Here is a 15,747-nt window from a genome sequence, read left to right on the forward strand (position 1 = left end):
GCCTCGTGAGCACGGACGGACCGTTCGGCGACAGCGGGTGGCAGCCGTGCAGCGACCGTGCGCGCGAGCGAGGGGACCCACTCGCCGGTACCGGTTCGCGCGGCATGCAGTGGTTCCTCATCGAGGTCTCCGGACCGTGGGGATCGCGGGCGTTTCTTGACCCGCCGTTCGACACCACGCTGGGGCGAGCGCTCATCCAGCGCATCGAGGGCGCCGGCATGCGCCCTCTCGCCATCCGTCGCACCGGACGCCGCCCCGAGCAGACCTCGTGGTCGTGGGCGAGCGTCGACTCCCGGCCCGGGCAGGAGTCCGTGCGCTGGGGATCGGTCGACCGACCGGAGCACTTGCTCGACGTTCCGCTCGACGGCTCGACGGGTGAGGCATCCGACCGGCCGATCTTCGCCGTCTGCGCCCACGCGCGCCACGACCAGTGCTGCGCCGTGCGCGGACGACAGGTCGTCACGACGCTCGCACAAGCCTTCCCCGAGGAGACCTGGGAGTGCTCGCACCTGGGCGGTGACCGGTTCGCCGGCACGCTCGTGATGCTGCCGCACGGGCTGTACTACGGCAACGCCGACGATGGAGACGCCGTGCGCATCGCCGACGCCTACCTCGACGGGCGCGTCGTCGAGGAGCACTATCGCGGACGAAGCTCGCTGTCGCATCCCGTGCAGGCGGCGCAGCACTACGCACGACTGGCGCTCGGGGACGAGGGCATCGAGGCGTACCCGCCGCTCGACGAGCAGGCGACGACCGGGCACGACGGACGGGCGGGGTGGACGGTGTCCCTCGGAACTGATGCCGGCCCCGTGACAGTCGAGCTCACGGAGTCATCGTCCGACCCCCTGCTCTCGACCTGCTCGGCCACCCGGCAGCTGCGGGTGAGGCAGTACGAGCTGGCGGCACTGACCCCGCCCGTGTCCGCTCCGCTGGCCCCGCTGGTCGAGTAGGGCCCGACCCCCACCCGCTGGTCGAGTAGCGCCCGACCCCCACCCGCTGGTCGAGTAGCGCCCGACCCCCACCCGCTGGTCGAGTAGCGCCCGACGAAGTCGGACGCGTATCGAGACCACCCTCACACGCCCCCGCCCCCGCCCCCCGCTCGCTGAGGGCCGAGCGCAGCGACCGCCCGAAGCGCATCGAACGGCGCGCAGGCTTCAACCGCGGGCTCCGCCCGGGCCTCAGCGAGCGGGCGCCTCCGCCGCATACGCGCGCTGCTCCGGACACGTCGTGAGGATGCGCTCGATCGCGTCGTGCTCCGCCTGCGTGACCCAGAGTCCGTAGGCCGACTTGACCGAGACCTGCCGCGCGACGTAGCTGCAGCGCACCGACTTCTGCGCCGGAAGCCAGGTGGCGGCGTCACCGTCGCCCTTCTGCATGTTCGAGCGCCCGTCGACGGCCAGCAGGTTGAGTGGGTCGTTGGCCAGGGCCTCGCGCTGCACCTGCGTCAGCTGCTGGGCACCCGTCTGCCAGGCGTTCGACAGCGCCACGAGATGGTCGATCTGCACGAGGGCGCTCGTGTCCTGTCCTCGCACGAACTCGATGGTCGCGCCGGTGTACGGGGAGACGAGCGTCCCGGTCATGACCTTGCACGGCCCCGCCTTCGCGATCGCGATGAGATCCCGGGCCAGCACGTCGTTCCGGGTGTCGCAGCCGTTGCGGTCGATGTCCTTCCAGGCGTGTCCGAAGTCGCCCTCCCGGTCGTATCCGGTCTTGGGGGCTCGCCCCTTGATCGGCAGGGCCTCGAGCACGGCGAGCGCGGTGCCGACAGGGGAGGGAGTCGGTGTGGATGTGGACGTGGGCGTCGCGTTCGGTGTCGGTGAGGCCGCCCGCGAAGGCGTCGGGGTCGCCACCGCGGACGATCTCGGGGACGAGCCCGCGGAGGGAGAGCGCGACGATGACGGGGCAGCATCCGTCGCGCTCGATCCCGCGCCCGCTGGGCCTCCCAGTCCGGGATCGCCGGCGAGCCCGACACTGACGATGGCGATCACGCACGCGGCGATGACCGATGCCACGCCAGCGAGGCGGGCTCGGGTCGCGCGTGGGCGCGTGGAACGGGGTTTCATCTGCAGAGCCTCGGCAAGCTGGTGGTCGTCGTGCGGGCGGATCGCCCCCGAGACGCTATCAAGTGACGACGGGCCGAGCGCCCGTCGCCACGGCGGTCATGCTCGTTGTGGGGGTGGCCTCCGAGCGCCTAAGCCCGGACGAGTCAGCGGATTTCACCACGAGAACAGCCCGAATCCGCCCGTTCCCCTGCCGCAGGCACGCCGGACTCCGCTGACTCGTACGCGTCGCCGAGCTGAGAAGCGAGCGTCACCCGCGCAGAGCGAGCGCGAACGGGAGCACGTCCGGAACGCCGGCCCGGCGCAGCTCGCGGGCGGCAACGGTGAGGGTCCAGCGACTGTCGACCAGGTCGTCGACGAGCAGCACCGGCCCGGACGCCGCCGTGGCCAGGTCGAGCGTCGAGGTGTCGAAGCGGTCCCAGAGCCCGCCGAGGCGGTACACGCTGTTTCCGCCGGGTTCACCGGTCGGGCCGCCGTTGCGCGTGCCGAGCTCGCCCAGGTAGGGCAGGCGGCCGACGCTTGCGAGGCCCCGGGCGAGCGAGTCCACGAGCAGCGGATGCCGCCGCGACGGCACCGCCACCACTCCGACGGGACGCGTGACCCAGCCCCACTCAGCGAGCACCCGCACGCAGGCGTCGAGAACGGCTGGCGAGACTGCGGCATCCGGTGCTCGTGCCGCGAAGACGGCACGCAGGGTGCCGCCCCACCCCAGGTCGGTGAGGCGGGCGAGAGCGCGGCCCTCGAGCATCCGCTCGTCGACGGCGATGCGTCCTTTGACCGGAACGCCGAGCTTGTCGGCTCCGGTCGGCCACTGCGCACGGGGGTCGATGGGAACCCCGACGCGGTCGAGAGCCGACGACGCCGTGGCCGCTGCTCCCTCGGCGAGGTCCTTCGGGTACCAGATGCCCGCGCAGTTGTCGCAGCGACCGCACGGCGCCGCCGTCTCGTCGTCGAGGGCCCGCTGCAGGAACTCCATGCGGCAGCCGGTCGTCGTCTCGTACTCCAGCATGTGCTGCTGTTCGGCCGTGCGCTCCGCTGCGATGCGGGCGTAGCGCTCGGCGTCGTAGGTCCACGGCTGCCCGGTGGCGATCCAGCCGCCCTGCACCCGCTTGACGGCCCCATCGACGTCGAGCACCTTGAGGAGCAACTCGAGCGGGGTACGACGGATGTCGACCAGCGCCTCGAGCGCGGGGGTCGACGTCGGCGTCGATGAGGCAGCCAGCTCGGCGATCACCCGTTCGGCCCGGATCTGGTTGGGCATCGAGGCGGTGGCGAAGTAGTGCCAAATGTCCGGATCCTCCCGGCCGGGCAGCAACAGGACGTCGGCGTTGTCGGTGGCGCGGCCGGCGCGGCCGACCTGCTGGTAGTAGGCGACGGGCGACGACGGCGCGCCGAGGTGCAGCACGAACCCCAGATCGGGCTTGTCGAAGCCCATGCCGAGTGCGCTCGTCGCGATGAGCGCCTTCACCTCGTTGCGCTTCAGCATGCCCTCGGACTCCTCGCGCTCGCCCGGGTCGGTCTGCCCGGTGTAGGCGCGCACGTTGTGGCCCGCCTGGCGCAGCAGCCTCGCGGTGTCCTCGGCTGCTGCAACCGTGAGCGTGTAGATGATGCCAGATGCCGGGAGCTCACCGAGATGGCTGAGCAGCCAGGCCAGGCGCGCCTGGGCGTCGGGAAGCCGCAGCACCCCCAGGCGGAGCGATGCCCTGGCCAGCGGGCCGCGGATGGTCACGACGTCGACGGCAGTGCCGTCGGCACCGGCGCCGAGCTGCTCGGCCACGTCGGCGACGACCCGGCTGTTGGCCGTCGCCGTGGTGGCCAGCACCGGCACGGACGCCGGCATGCGGGCGATGAGGTCGCGCAACCGCCTGTAGTCCGGCCGGAAGTCGTGCCCCCAGTCGCTGATGCAGTGCGCCTCGTCGACGACGAGCAGTCCGACGCGCTGCACGAGGGCTGGCAGCTGCTGCTCGCGGAAGGACGGGTTGTTCAACCGCTCGGGTGAGACCAGCAGCACGTCGACCTCGTCGGCGGCCAGCTGGGCGAGCACCTCGTCCCACTCGTGGGCATTCGTGGAGTTGATGGCGACGGCGCGCACGCCGGCACGGGCCGCGGCCGCGATCTGGTCGCGCATGAGCGCGAGCAGGGGCGAGACCAGGATGGTGGGGCCGGCACCCCGCTGGCGCAGCAGCAGGGTCGCCACGAAGTAGACCGCCGATTTGCCCCACCCCGTGCGCTGCACCACGAGGGCGCGTCGGCGGTCGTCGACGAGAGTCTCGATGGCCTCGAACTGCCCCTCGTGGAACTGGGCCTCGTCGTTGCCGACCAGTCGACGGAGAACGGAGAGGGCGGCATCCTTCGTCGATTCGGTCATCAGTCCATGCTCGCAGAAATGTCCGTCGGCGACCGGTGGCGTCCACGCACGCTGCGCTGGCCGCTGGCCGCTAGTCGCGTCGGGCTGCTAGTCGCCCTTGGGCACGCAGATCGCCGCGGCTTTCAACTTGTCGGCCATCTGTTCGGCCGACCACGGGAGCTCGATCACCGGCTTGTCGAGGCCCGACTTGGCCGCGGCATCAGTCCTGGCCCCGAGCGAAGCCAGCTGAAGCGCGAAGTTCTTCGCGAACTCGCGGCCCGCGGTGGCGTTGTTCAGCATGACGACCACCGTGAGCCCACTGCTGGGGTCGGAGTATGCGGCGCTGATGTAGCCGCCGAAGTTGCCGGAACCGCCGCGCAACGGACCGATCTGGGTGCCGCCGTAGCCCTGGCGCTCCCACTGCGGAGCTTCGCCTCCGAGCGGCACGGTCTTCCACTGGAGCTTGTGGGTCTTCTCGGTGAGCGTCGTCCCCGACGCGAGCGACTGAACGAGGACCTTGAGCTCCGGCACCGTCGACACAGCGCCGCCCGAGGTGCCTGCCATGGACGGCGAGAGCTTCGAGACGGCACGGATGGCGTCGCACTTCGGCGCACCGTCGACGACCGGGGTGACGTACCCGGCCGGGTGAGCGCCGGGAACCTCGATGGTGGACTCGCCGGGAATGGTGGTCTCGTCGAGGCCGAGAGGATCGAGCACGTACTGCTTCTCGAGGTCGCTCCAGCTGCGCCCGGTCGCCGCCTCGAGGGCGAGCCCGAGCAGCATGTAGCCACCGTCGGAGGGCGCCCACTTCTCACCGGGAGCTCCGGTGCGCGGCAGGGCGAGGGCGTTGGAGACGATCTCGATGGGCGGCCAGGGGCGCTCGGGATTCTTGGAGAACTGGGCGCCGAGGGCTCCCCGGGTGTCGGCGATGCCCGACGTGCCCTGGCAGAGCTGGCCGAGGGTGATCCCGGCGGTGCCCGGGATCGACGGAAGGACGTGCGAGACGAAGTCGTCGAGGCTAACGACCTTCTCATCGACGAGTCTCATGAGAACCGTGCAGGTCATGCCCTGCGTCAGTTCGCCGATGCGGAAGTGGGTGTCGGTGGTGACGGGAGACTTGTCCTTGAGGCCGAGCTTGCCGCTGGCGGCCAGCCATTGGCCGCTCCACGGTGCCCACACGCCGGCGACTCCACCCGTCGCGTCGGAGAGTGCGATCGCGTTCTTCAGAGCGTCGCTGAGAGATTCCTCGACGCTCGCGCCGAACGGCGTGTCGACCTGCTCTGGAAGGGCGGCGCGAGCGGCGCCGGTGCTCGAACACGCGGTCACGACAAGGGCGACGACCGCGAGGATCGCCGCACTGGCGAAGCCACGCGCTCTTGTCCTGCCGGTCACTTCGATCCCCCTCGAGTTCCGCTCACTAGATCCTAACCGCGCGGGCCATCACGCCCTGTGCACGGCGTATAACGAACGGCTCCCAATCCGATAGGTGCTCCTGCGGCGAACCCTCTGAGCGCGACAGGAGTCACGCATGATCTGCGAGGCGGATGCCGCGCCGACAAGAATCTGGAGGCGAAAGCCATGAATTCCTCACCCAACCGCATCGTCGGAGTCATCTTCGGCGCCGTCTACCTCCTCGTGGGAGTCCTCGGCTTCTTCGTCACCAACGGAGTCGACTTCGTGGCGACCCGAGGCGGCCTCCTCCTCGGCATCTTCGAGGTGAACCCGTTCCACAACATCGCCCACCTCCTCATCGGCGCGGTGCTGCTGATCGGCGGACTCTCGAGCGTGAAGGCCGCGAAGGGCGTGAACACCGTGATCGGCGCCGCCTACCTGCTGCTCGGCATCGTCGGCTTCTTCCTGGCCGGCACCTCGGCGAACATCCTGGCGCTCAACACGCCTGACCACTTCCTGCACCTCGCCAGCGCGATCCTGCTGCTCGGCGTCGGTCTGGGAGCCGAGCGCGGCGTTCGCACGAACGCGGCCGTGGCGTAACTGCCATGAGCGCTCGGATGAGCCGCCCGCGCCCCTCGATGGCTCCGGTCCCCCCGGCCGCAGTGACCGAGTCGGCCGCGACGACCCCGGCTCCTGTTCCATCAGAGACGTCGCCGTTCCCGTCGGCGTCCCTGGTGGCACGGGCCTGGCCACCGCTCGCGGCCTTGGGCGCGGGTCTCATCCACCTCGCCGTCGCGGCGAGCGCCCCGGCGGTACTCGCGGTGCTGCTCGCCGCGATCGGCATCGCCGAGGTCGCATGGGGCATCGCCGTGCTCCGCGCCGGGCACCCTGTTCTCCTCCGACTGGCGCTCGTCGTGTCGTCGGCGTCGTCGGCGCTGTGGGTGGGCGTCGCTTTCTCCCTCGTGGCCGTCGGAGCCGCCGAACCGGCAGCATCCGTTCCCCTGATCCCCCTTCTTGCGGCGACACTGTTCACGCTGTCCGTCGCAGGAATCTGCGCACGATCGCTGCGACGAACGGATGCGGCCGCCACCGTAACCGCATCAACCGGTTCCATCGGCCCGGCCACGCCAGCCGCGGGTGCGCCACAAGCATCCGTCGCCCCGGTCCCGGCCTCCAGCGGATGGCGCTTCGTCGGAGCCTTCGCGGCGAGCGCCGCTCTGGTGTCGGCCATCGCGACCCCTGCTCTCGCCGCCACCGAAGCCGGGCAGTACGCCCACCCGCACGGCGAGCACAGCGTGGAGCTCGTCGTTCCCGGCCACGAGCACTAGGCGCCAGCCTCCCCGCTCGAGAAGGCAGGCGCCGCCGAATCGGATGCGCCGTCAGAGCGCGGCGTCGGCCTCGATCGCCGGGATCTGCGTCGCCGAGTCCATGAATCGGCGCACGTCGTCATCGACGATGATGTCGCTGGGGCGCAGGGGACGCGTGAGGTAGAGCCCCTCGAGCCGGGTCAGTCTGCTCAAGGCGACGTAGGTCTGGCCGGGGCTGAACGCCCGCGGACCGAGATCGACGATGGCGGTGTCGTAGCTGGCGCCCTGCGACTTGTGGATGGTGACGGCCCAGGCCAACCGCAACGGGAACTGCGTGAACTCCGCGACGATGTCCTTCGAGAGCTTCTTGGTGGTGGCGTTGTAGGTGTACTTGAACTTCTCCCAGGTCGCCGGCTCCACGTGATGCACCTCGCCGTCGACCTCGACCTGCACGGTGTCGGTGATGCCCGTGACCACGCCGATGGTGCCGTTCACCCAGCGCGGCCCGCCGTCGATGGCCGAGTCGTTGCGCAGGAACATGACCTGGGCGCCCACCTTGAGCTCGAGCTTCAGGTCGGCCGGGTACGCGCGGCCGGCGAAGTCGCCGGAGATGTCGGCCTCGTTGGCCTGCGACTTGCCTCTCAGTCGGGCGAGGGCCGATGCGTTGATGCGGTTGACGGCGTCGTTGCGCGTCGCGAGCGTGATGGCGCCCTCCTCGGGCAGCGGCCTGCGCGCTCCCATGTAGTTGAGTCGTCCGCCCACCTCCGCCGTGACCTGGCCGTGCCGCACGGCGTTCAGCATGTGCCGGAACTCGGCGTCGTTCTGGCGGTGGATCTGCCCGAGTTCGAAGATGCGCAGGTCGGCCTCCTGCCACACCTTGGCGTCGAAGAACCACATCGACCTGTAGTGGTCGGTGAAGTAGGCGCGCTCGTCGGCGTCTCCCGGCACCGGTGCCAGCTGGTACGGGTCGCCGAACAGCACCACCTGCACCCCGCCGAATGCCGTGAATGGCTTCTTGCGAGCCTGACGGAGGCTCCGGTCCATGGCGTCGATGAGGTCGGCGCTCACCATGCTCACCTCGTCGATGACCAGAGTGTCGATGGTGTTCAGCAGCTTGCGGGTGGCATCGTTCTGGTCGATGTCGTGGTCGGCGATGAGGCCGATCGGCAGCCGGAACAACGAGTGGATCGTCTGTCCGCCCACGTTGAGAGCTGCCACCCCGGTGGGCGCGGCGATGACGATCTGCTTCTCGGTGTGCCAGTTGAGGTGATTGAGCAGGGTCGATTTCCCCGTGCCGGCACGACCCGTCACGAAGACGTGGTCGCGGGTGGCCTCGATGGCCTCGAAGACCGCGGCCTGCTCGGCCGACAGAGCGGGGACTGACACAGCGGCCTTTCACGACGGAGACGGTCATCCCACTGTACTGTCCGGGTCGCGTCGGGGCTCGGCGGCGAGGCCCACCATAGAATGACCACGTGGAACCGGGGTGGGACGAGGAGCGCGACGGCGCGCCTGCATCCGCGCCCCCTCCTGAACCGGAGATCGCACCCGAGCCGACGCCGGCCTCCGATCCCGAGGCTCTCCCGGCCATCGTGCAGGGCCCGGAGCCGGAGCCGGCCCTCGTGCATCCCTCGGACGATCCGGACATCGAGCCGACCTCGGTTCCTGCGACGAGCCCTTTCGGCATCACCGTTCCCGTGCCGATCGTCTCGGACCGCGAACTGGGCATCGGGCACCACGGTGCCCACGCCGCCGGAGATCCGGGCCCCCGCCTCGGTGCCTACGTGGCCGGCACGGCCGTGTTGCCGGAGCCGGCATCCGTGACGACGCAGAGCCGGGTAACGAATCCCGCCGCGGCGGTGCTGCTCTGGCTGACCCTCGCCCTGCTCCTCATCGCTGCACTCCTCGCCACGGTCGGGTCGCTCAACCGCGGCATCTACAGTGCGGCCGGGTTCGTGGAGCAGTACCTCTCGGCCATCGAGGACGGCGACGCAAGCGCGGCTCTGTCCATGCCGGGGGTGCGTATCGCCCCGGAGGACCTCGCATCGGCCGGGCTGCCGCCGAAGTCCGCCGACACGCTGCTGCGCAGCTCGGTTCTGCGCGGACCGAGCTCGGTCGAGCTGGTGAGCGACACGAACGACGACGAGGGGCACCACAGTGTCACCTACCGGGTGAAGCTGGGCGGCACCACCGAGACGATGACCTTCGACGTCGAGCGCGCTGGAAGCTGGGGCGGGGTCTTCCACTCCTGGCGGTTCGCCACGAGCCCCATCTCCGCCCTCACCGTGACGGTGCTCCACGACGACACCTTCACCGTCAACGGGCTCACGCTCGACGCTCGCGCCCACGCGGCACCCGACGCCGCCCCGAGCTTCAACAACTCGGCCGACTACCTGGTGCTGGCGCCGGCCCTCTACGAGTTCAGCCGATCGTCGCTGCAGCTGGAGGCCAAGCCTCAGGACGTGACCGTGACGAAGGTCGGCACTCAGGATGTCTCCATCGACGTGCAGCCGACGCAGGCCTTCGTCGACGAGGTGCAGGCCGAGATCAACGGATTCCTCGACCAGTGCGCCACCCAGAAGGTGCTGCAGCCCACGGGCTGCCCCTTCGGCACCGTGATCGACGACCGGGTCATCAGTGATCCGGTCTGGAGCATCGTGAGTTACCCCGAGGTGACCCTCACTCCGGATGACACGGCCTTCCAGATGCCGTCCACGCAGGGGATCGCGCACATCTCGGTCGGAGTGCAGTCGCTCTACGACGGCGAGGAGTCGACCGTCGAGCGCGACGAGGGCTACTCGATGGGCGCCACGGTCGTGATCGGGCCGGACGGCAACCTCAACATCCAGCTGCACTGACCCCCCCCCGTCCGCTGATCGAGTAGCGCCGGACGCAGCCCCTCTCCGCCGATCGAGTAGCGCCGGACGCAGCCCCCTCCGCCGATCGAGTAGCGCCGGACGCAGTCCCTCCGCTGATCGAGTAGCGCCGGACGCAGCCCCCTCCGCCGATCGAGTAGCGCCGGACGCAGCCCCCTCCGCCGATCGAGTAGCGCCGGACGCAGTCCGACGCGTATCGAGATCACACCATCAGCGCACCCCGCACGGGAGCCACCCGTCCCGTGGTCTCGATACGCGTCCTCGCTTCGCTCGGTCGCTACTCGACCAGCGAGCCGACCTCAGCGAACCGACGTGTCCCGCTGCGCCATGGCCTCGAGGCGGGCGTTGTAGGCCTCGAGCTCGGCCTCGTTGGTGCGGTCGGCGTTGCGGTCGCGGCGCTTGGTCTCGCGCTCGTCGGCCCGGCTCCACTGGATGGCCACGGCGATGGCCAACGCCACCGTCGGGATCTCGCCCACGCTCCACGCGATGCCACCGCCCAGCTGCTGGTCGGCGAGCGCATCCGTTCCCCAGCCCATCGCGCCGTACCAGTCGGCGAGAAGCAGCCCGGTGCCGGTCATGATCGCCAGACCGAAGAAGGCGTGGAACGCCATGGTGAGCAGGAGGAGCAGCAGCCTGAACGGGTACGGAAGCCTGTAGGGCACCGGGTCGATGCCGATGATGGACTGCACGAACAGGTAGCCGGTGAGCAGGAAGTGCCCCGTCATCCACTCGTGCCCGAGGTGGTCGGTGGTCGCCCAGCTGAACAGGGTCGTGTAGTAGAAGATCCAGAGGCTCGAGGCGAAGAGCACGGCCGCGACGATGGGATTGGCGATGACGCCGGCGAAGCGCGAGTGCACGGCGAGCATGATCCACTCGCGGCCGCCTCGGCTGCCGTCCTTGCGCGGGCGGATGCTCCGCAGGGCCAGGGTGACCGGGGCGCCGGGAACCAGCAGAACGGGCACGCCCATGGTGAGCACCATGTGGGCGAGCATGTGGGCGCTGAACAGGTACTGGCCGTACAGGTTCACGGCGCCGTTCGTCACGTAGAACAGCACCACGAGTCCGGCGAGCCACGAGATGGTGCGGAAGACGGGCCACTTGTCGCCACGACGGTGCAGTCGCCAGACCCCGGCCAGGTAGAAGAACGCGCCGAAGGCGCAGGCCAGCACCCAGAGCAGGTCCCAGTTCCACTCCGTGAGGTAGCGGCTGCCCGTGAGCACCGGCGGCAGCGGCTCCCCGGTGAGCAGCTCGGCGGGGGTTCCGGCACCTGGTGGTGTCTCGGCGATCGGGGTAGCGGTGCGGGCCAACGCGGCAGCCAGACCGGCGGCGATGCCCATGAAGGCGAGCTCGACGACCACGATGCCCCAGAACCAGCCGCGGGCGCTGCCCGTGCCCTTCTCGGCCGAGCGGGCGATGCGTCCGATCGCGTAGCGACGCTGCACGGCTCCGAAGCATCCGAGAGCCAGGAGGGCGGCGATCTTGCCGAACACCAGAACCCCGTAGGGCGTGAGCAGGTTGTCGAAGGTGCCGATGCGCAGGGCGGCACTCACGTAGCCGGATGCCGCCACCACGATGAAGCAGATGAGGGCGACGGTCGAGTACCGGCCGAGCACGACGACGAGGCGGCCGGGCTGCAGCTTCGTGCGCAGCAGCACGATGGTGAGCAGACCGCCCAGCCAGACCGCGGCGAACACCAGATGCAGGCCGAGCGCGATAATGGCGGCGTTGTGACCGGCGGTGCCTGCCGCGTGGCCCTGCTGCGCCATCGGAACCAGCGCGGCGATCGCGACGACGGTCACGAAGACCAGGGCCGTGTGGTTGCGCACGGCGAAGCACAGCACTGTCACCAGGGCGCCGATGAGGGTGGTGGCGAGCCAGGCCTGGCCCAGGGGGATCGCGGTGAGGAACTGGCTGAGCGTGGCTCCGAAGCGATCGTCGAGGGTCACCGGGGTGTTGGTGACCGAGAGGAAGGTGAGGAACCCGGTGGCTCCGGCCGCCACCGTGAAGACGCCGGCGGATGCGGCTGCCACGTCGAGCGCCCCATCGAACTCGTCCTCATCGGGACTCAGCGCCCAGCACACCAGCACGAGAGCGCCGATCATGCCGGCTGCACCGAGGTTCACGAGCAGCTTCGCGGCGGGAAGACCCCATCGCACGACGGCGCCCGGATCCTCCAGGGCCTGCGGTGCCGCTCCCCCGCCGTAGCCGAGGGCGGCGATGAGCGCGACCAGCGCTGCCGCCACGAGCACGGCGGGGCCGAGCACTCGGGCGGATCGCTTCACCTGACAAGTCTACGTTCCAGCTCCGGCCGATCCCTTCCGCTCAGCCCCCCGCTCCGCCGGTCGAGTAGCGACCGAGCGCAGCGAGGACGCGTATCGAGACCACGTCGAGAACCGACCGCCATGTCGAGGAGCGCCGTCGTTGACGGATCTCGATACGCGTCGGACTGCGTCCGGCGCTACTCGATCAGCGGGGCCGCCGGTTAACGACGCGAGGGGCCCGGCCGAAGCCGGGCCCCTCGCGGGCGTGGTGCAGAGACTACTTGGCAGCAGCCTTGAGCTTCGAACCAGCCGAAACCTTGACCGAGTAACCGGCAGCGATCTCGATGGTGGCGCCGGTCTGCGGGTTGCGGCCCGTGCGTGCAGCGCGGTGGGTGCGCTCGACAGCGAGCCATCCCGGGATCGAGACCTTGACGTCGTTGCCGACCGACTCGGCGAGAGCGTCGAAGAAACCGCCGAGAACGCCGTCGACCGTGGCCTGGCTCTGACCCGTTGACGCAGCGATCTTTGCGACGAGCTCGGTCTTGTTAAGCGACTTGTCAGCCATTGAGTGTCCTCCTCGGACGTACATCTGCGTGCCGACTCGATTTCGAGCCGTACAGCTTTTCGAGATGGCGGGGTGGGCGCTTCCGCCTGCCCCTCTTGGTCGGATGACCGCCTCGAATGTAACAGAGATCCGCGAGATTCCGCGGATTTCGGGCCCGTATGGGCGTTCGCGACACGCGGAATCGGTCGCATTGGCCACATTCGTCTCTTCAGTCGCCCCCGGATGCGGCACATCGGGGTCGTTTCAGCGTCCACGCCGTCCGCCGGCATCCGCGGGTCGACCGTTAAACACCGAACGGGATGCCGATATGAAATCGGCATCCCGTTCAGGATGTTCAGGCCATCAAGGCGAGAGTGGTTGCTACCAGCTCGACTTGGTGATGCCGGGCAGCTCGCCACGGTGTGCCATGTCACGGAAGCGGACGCGCGAGACGCCGAACTTCGTGAGGACACCGCGGGGGCGGCCGTCGATGGCGTCGCGGCTGCGAACGCGGATGGGCGAAGCGTTGCGGGGAAGCTTCTGGAGGCCGACGCGAGCTGCCTCGCGCGACTCGTCGGTTCCGTTGGGGTCGACGAGAGCCTTCTTCAGCTCGGCGCGCTTCGTGGCGTAGCGCGCGACGATGACCTTGCGCTGCTCGTTGCGGGCGATCTTGCTCTTCTTAGCCATATGTTTAGCGCTCCTCGCGGAAGTCGACGTGCTTGCGCACTACGGGGTCGTACTTCTTGAGCACGAGACGATCGGGGTTGTTGCGACGGTTCTTGCGGGTCACGTAGGTGTAACCGGTGCCTGCCGTCGAACGGAGCTTGATGATGGGACGGATGTCCTGCTGCTTTGCCATTAGATCTTCACCCCACGAGCGAGAATGTCCTTGACGACGGACTCGATGCCACGGGCGTCGATGACCTTGATGCCCTTGGCGCTGACGTTCAGGGTGACGCTACGGCGAAGCGACGGGACGTAGTACGTCTTGCGCTGCACGTTCGGGTCGAAACGACGCTTGGTGCGTCGGTGCGAGTGCGAGATGTTGTGACCGAAGCCGGGAACGGCTCCTGTCACCTGGCACACTGCTGCCATTGTGATTCCTCCAATACCGAGGGGCGGTTGCCCCTCCCAAGATCTCTTGTCGGCATGCGTTTCCCCCGGGTTCTTTCGAGTCGGGGAGGCGGCATACGAATCCAGGCGCTGAGATCACGCCTAGCCAAGGGGAGAGTCTACGCTATCGACGGCGTGTCGCGCAAAACGCGGTCGGCTTGGGAGTAGGAGGCATCCGTTCCGACGCCAGCTCCGAACTCCTCCCATGATCGCAGAGCAGACCTCGACGGCCTACGCGCCGTTCGGCCTCGTCACGCACGCAGCCGACCTCGATCTCGAGACGCACACCGTGCACACCGCCATCGGGGAGCTGCGGGTGCAGACCGGCCGACGGGATCGGACCGACGAGACCGCCACCCTGATGCTGCACGGTGCAGCCGGATCATGGACGACCTTCACTCCGCTGCTGCAGGCCGTCGAGCTGCGGGGCGACCGCGCTCTCGACAATCTCGTGATCCCCGACCTCCCGGGGTGGGGTGCGAGCCCGTTTCCCTCGGATGCCGCCCACTTCACGATCGATCACGTGACGCGTGCCATCGCCACGGCGCTGCGCGGGCTGGGCTATGAGCGCTGGCGAATCGTCGGTCACTCGTTCGGCGCCACCCTGGCCCTGCATCTCGCGGCCACCGAGCCGCGCGCGACGACCGGACTCACCCTGGTGTCGCCGACGACGTTCGGGGTGTTCGATGCGATCCGGCATCCCTCAGCTGGCCTCGCCGCACTTCCCGCCTACGTGGGCATGCGCCAGGCCATGCGGATGCTCGACTGGCGCGAGGGGGCCGGCCGCGCCGTCGTGCGCGGGCTCGGCAGGGTCGGCTTCATGCGGGGCCTCGCCTCCCCGCTGTTCCGGCATCCCGGATACATCGACGGGTCGGTCTACGACGCTCTCGCCGAGGAGGTGCGCCCGCGGGCATTCACTCTGGCGTCGGATGCCGCAGGCGCCTACCCCGCGGAGGACATCTGGCCGATGGTGACCTGCCCGGTCACCGCCCTTCGGGGTGAGCACGACGTCTTCCTCGCACGCGACGACCTCGAGCGACTGGGCGGGGTCGTGCCCCAGCTGTCGGCCCGAACCGTCGACGACACCGGGCACTTCGCGCACGTGGAGCGTCCGTTCGCGGTGTTGGACGCACTCGTGCGATGACCCGTGTCGACGCGCCGGTCAGTCCGATCCGCGACGGGACAGCAGTGCTGCCGTCAGGAAGCACGCAGCCCCGATCAGGGTTCCGAGGTTCGCCCAGAACAGGCTGAGGTACGTGCCCGTCTCCGGAGTCACCCAGGCGCCGACAGCCGAGGCTGCGAAGGCAACGGATCCGACGGCATTCAGCCAGAGTCCGTGCCATGACCTGGCGTCGGGATCCCACAAGCGACCACGGTCGCGTGTCGCCACGACGGCGAGCCCGCTCGAGATCAGGAACAGGGCCGATCCGAATGCATCGGGCCGCCATCCTGCCCCGATCGCGTCGGGGTCGAGGAGAGCGCTGCGCAGCGCTTCGGCCGTGCTCACGTTGAAGAAGAGAGTTCCGAGGAACTGGGAGGCTGCAGCCCACCAGTCGAAGCGGTCGACAAGGTTCATGTGCCGCGGCAACACCTTGCGCCCGCTGAGGCTCAGCTGAACGAAGGCCGCCAGGGTGAAGAAGATGGAGCCCACGAAGAACGTGACGTTCGTGACGACGGCTCCGACGGCCTCGGCGTACGGCGGCAGGGCCCCGATGAGGAACGCGAGGGAGCCGATCGCGAATCCCCACGCCTCGCGCCGCAGGCGTGTGGCGCGTGCTGGAGAACCCGTCATGGTTCCCGACCCTACCGCTCGGCAGAAACCTCCTTCCACCGGGGCAAACCGCCCG

The 15,747-nt window shown here is 69.4% G+C and carries 15 protein-coding genes; 5 read left to right on the forward strand and 10 right to left on the reverse strand.

The features are described 5' to 3' along the window. The first annotated feature begins 5 nt into the window (after positions 1 to 5). Positions 6 to 950, forward strand: a complete 945-nt coding sequence (locus ASC59_RS12775) for a sucrase ferredoxin (protein WP_055825460.1) — start codon at positions 6 to 8, stop codon at positions 948 to 950. Positions 951 to 1,178: 228 nt separating this feature from the next. Here the strand turns inward: ASC59_RS12775 and ASC59_RS12780 are convergent, their stop codons facing one another. From ASC59_RS12780 to ASC59_RS12790, 3 genes are all read right to left on the reverse strand, one after another. Further along, positions 1,179 to 2,012: an HNH endonuclease family protein gene (locus ASC59_RS12780; RefSeq protein ID WP_235492724.1), complete on the reverse strand. Its 834-nt coding sequence runs from the start codon at positions 2,010 to 2,012 to the stop codon at positions 1,179 to 1,181. A 298-nt stretch (positions 2,013 to 2,310) separates the two neighbouring features. Then, positions 2,311 to 4,428: a RecQ family ATP-dependent DNA helicase gene (locus tag ASC59_RS12785; protein WP_055823766.1), complete on the reverse strand. Its 2,118-nt coding sequence runs from the start codon at positions 4,426 to 4,428 to the stop codon at positions 2,311 to 2,313. 87 nt (positions 4,429 to 4,515) lie between these two features. Further along, on the reverse strand, positions 4,516 to 5,799 hold the full coding sequence (locus tag ASC59_RS12790; protein ID WP_055823769.1) for a serine hydrolase domain-containing protein: 1,284 nt from the start codon (positions 5,797 to 5,799) through the stop codon (positions 4,516 to 4,518). Positions 5,800 to 5,985: 186 nt separating this feature from the next. Between ASC59_RS12790 and ASC59_RS12795 the strand changes: the two genes are divergently transcribed. Beyond that, positions 5,986 to 6,399, forward strand: coding sequence for a DUF4383 domain-containing protein (locus ASC59_RS12795; protein ID WP_055823772.1), 414 nt, complete (start codon positions 5,986 to 5,988; stop codon positions 6,397 to 6,399). Positions 6,400 to 6,416: 17 nt separating this feature from the next. Continuing rightward, the gene (locus ASC59_RS12800) at positions 6,417 to 7,127 is read left to right on the forward strand and encodes a hypothetical protein (RefSeq protein WP_055823776.1); all 711 of its coding nucleotides are present in this window, start codon (positions 6,417 to 6,419) and stop codon (positions 7,125 to 7,127) included. A 51-nt stretch (positions 7,128 to 7,178) separates the two neighbouring features. Here the strand turns inward: ASC59_RS12800 and ASC59_RS12805 are convergent, their stop codons facing one another. Next, a complete protein-coding gene (locus ASC59_RS12805; protein ID WP_055823778.1) occupies positions 7,179 to 8,492 on the reverse strand; it encodes an ATP-dependent DNA helicase in 1,314 nt (437 codons plus the stop codon). 89 nt (positions 8,493 to 8,581) lie between these two features. Here ASC59_RS12805 and ASC59_RS12810 point away from each other — a divergent pair, with 89 nt between their 5' ends. After that, positions 8,582 to 9,964, forward strand: a complete 1,383-nt coding sequence (locus ASC59_RS12810) for a hypothetical protein (protein ID WP_055823781.1) — start codon at positions 8,582 to 8,584, stop codon at positions 9,962 to 9,964. Positions 9,965 to 10,281: 317 nt separating this feature from the next. Here the strand turns inward: ASC59_RS12810 and ASC59_RS12815 are convergent, their stop codons facing one another. The 5 genes from ASC59_RS12815 to rpmB all read right to left on the reverse strand — a co-directional run bounded on the left by ASC59_RS12815 (position 10,282) and on the right by rpmB (position 13,882). Continuing rightward, entirely contained in the window at positions 10,282 to 12,264 is a 1,983-nt protein-coding gene (locus ASC59_RS12815; protein WP_200942398.1) for a cytochrome c oxidase assembly protein, read from the reverse strand. Between the two features lie 256 nt (positions 12,265 to 12,520). Beyond that, positions 12,521 to 12,808: an HU family DNA-binding protein gene (locus ASC59_RS12820; RefSeq protein ID WP_055823789.1), complete on the reverse strand. Its 288-nt coding sequence runs from the start codon at positions 12,806 to 12,808 to the stop codon at positions 12,521 to 12,523. A gap of 360 nt (positions 12,809 to 13,168) precedes the next feature. Further along, on the reverse strand, positions 13,169 to 13,474 hold the full coding sequence (gene rpsN / locus ASC59_RS12825) for a 30S ribosomal protein S14 (protein ID WP_055823792.1): 306 nt from the start codon (positions 13,472 to 13,474) through the stop codon (positions 13,169 to 13,171). Between the two features lie 4 nt (positions 13,475 to 13,478). Further along, positions 13,479 to 13,646, reverse strand: coding sequence for a 50S ribosomal protein L33 (rpmG, locus tag ASC59_RS12830; RefSeq protein WP_021760158.1), 168 nt, complete (start codon positions 13,644 to 13,646; stop codon positions 13,479 to 13,481). Then, positions 13,646 to 13,882, reverse strand: coding sequence for a 50S ribosomal protein L28 (rpmB, locus tag ASC59_RS12835; protein ID WP_055823794.1), 237 nt, complete (start codon positions 13,880 to 13,882; stop codon positions 13,646 to 13,648). Before rpmB ends, rpmG begins: the two co-directional genes overlap by 1 nt. Before the next feature lie 223 nt (positions 13,883 to 14,105). Between rpmB and ASC59_RS12840 the strand changes: the two genes are divergently transcribed. Further along, entirely contained in the window at positions 14,106 to 15,044 is a 939-nt protein-coding gene (locus ASC59_RS12840) for an alpha/beta fold hydrolase (protein ID WP_055823797.1), read from the forward strand. A gap of 18 nt (positions 15,045 to 15,062) precedes the next feature. Here the strand turns inward: ASC59_RS12840 and ASC59_RS12845 are convergent, their stop codons facing one another. Further along, positions 15,063 to 15,692: a hypothetical protein gene (locus ASC59_RS12845; RefSeq protein WP_055823800.1), complete on the reverse strand. Its 630-nt coding sequence runs from the start codon at positions 15,690 to 15,692 to the stop codon at positions 15,063 to 15,065. Between the last annotated feature and the right edge of the window lie 55 nt (positions 15,693 to 15,747).

Origin of the sequence: Leifsonia sp. Root1293 (genome assembly GCF_001425325.1) — a bacterium.
In the GTDB taxonomy this organism is placed as follows: domain Bacteria; phylum Actinomycetota; class Actinomycetes; order Actinomycetales; family Microbacteriaceae; genus Orlajensenia.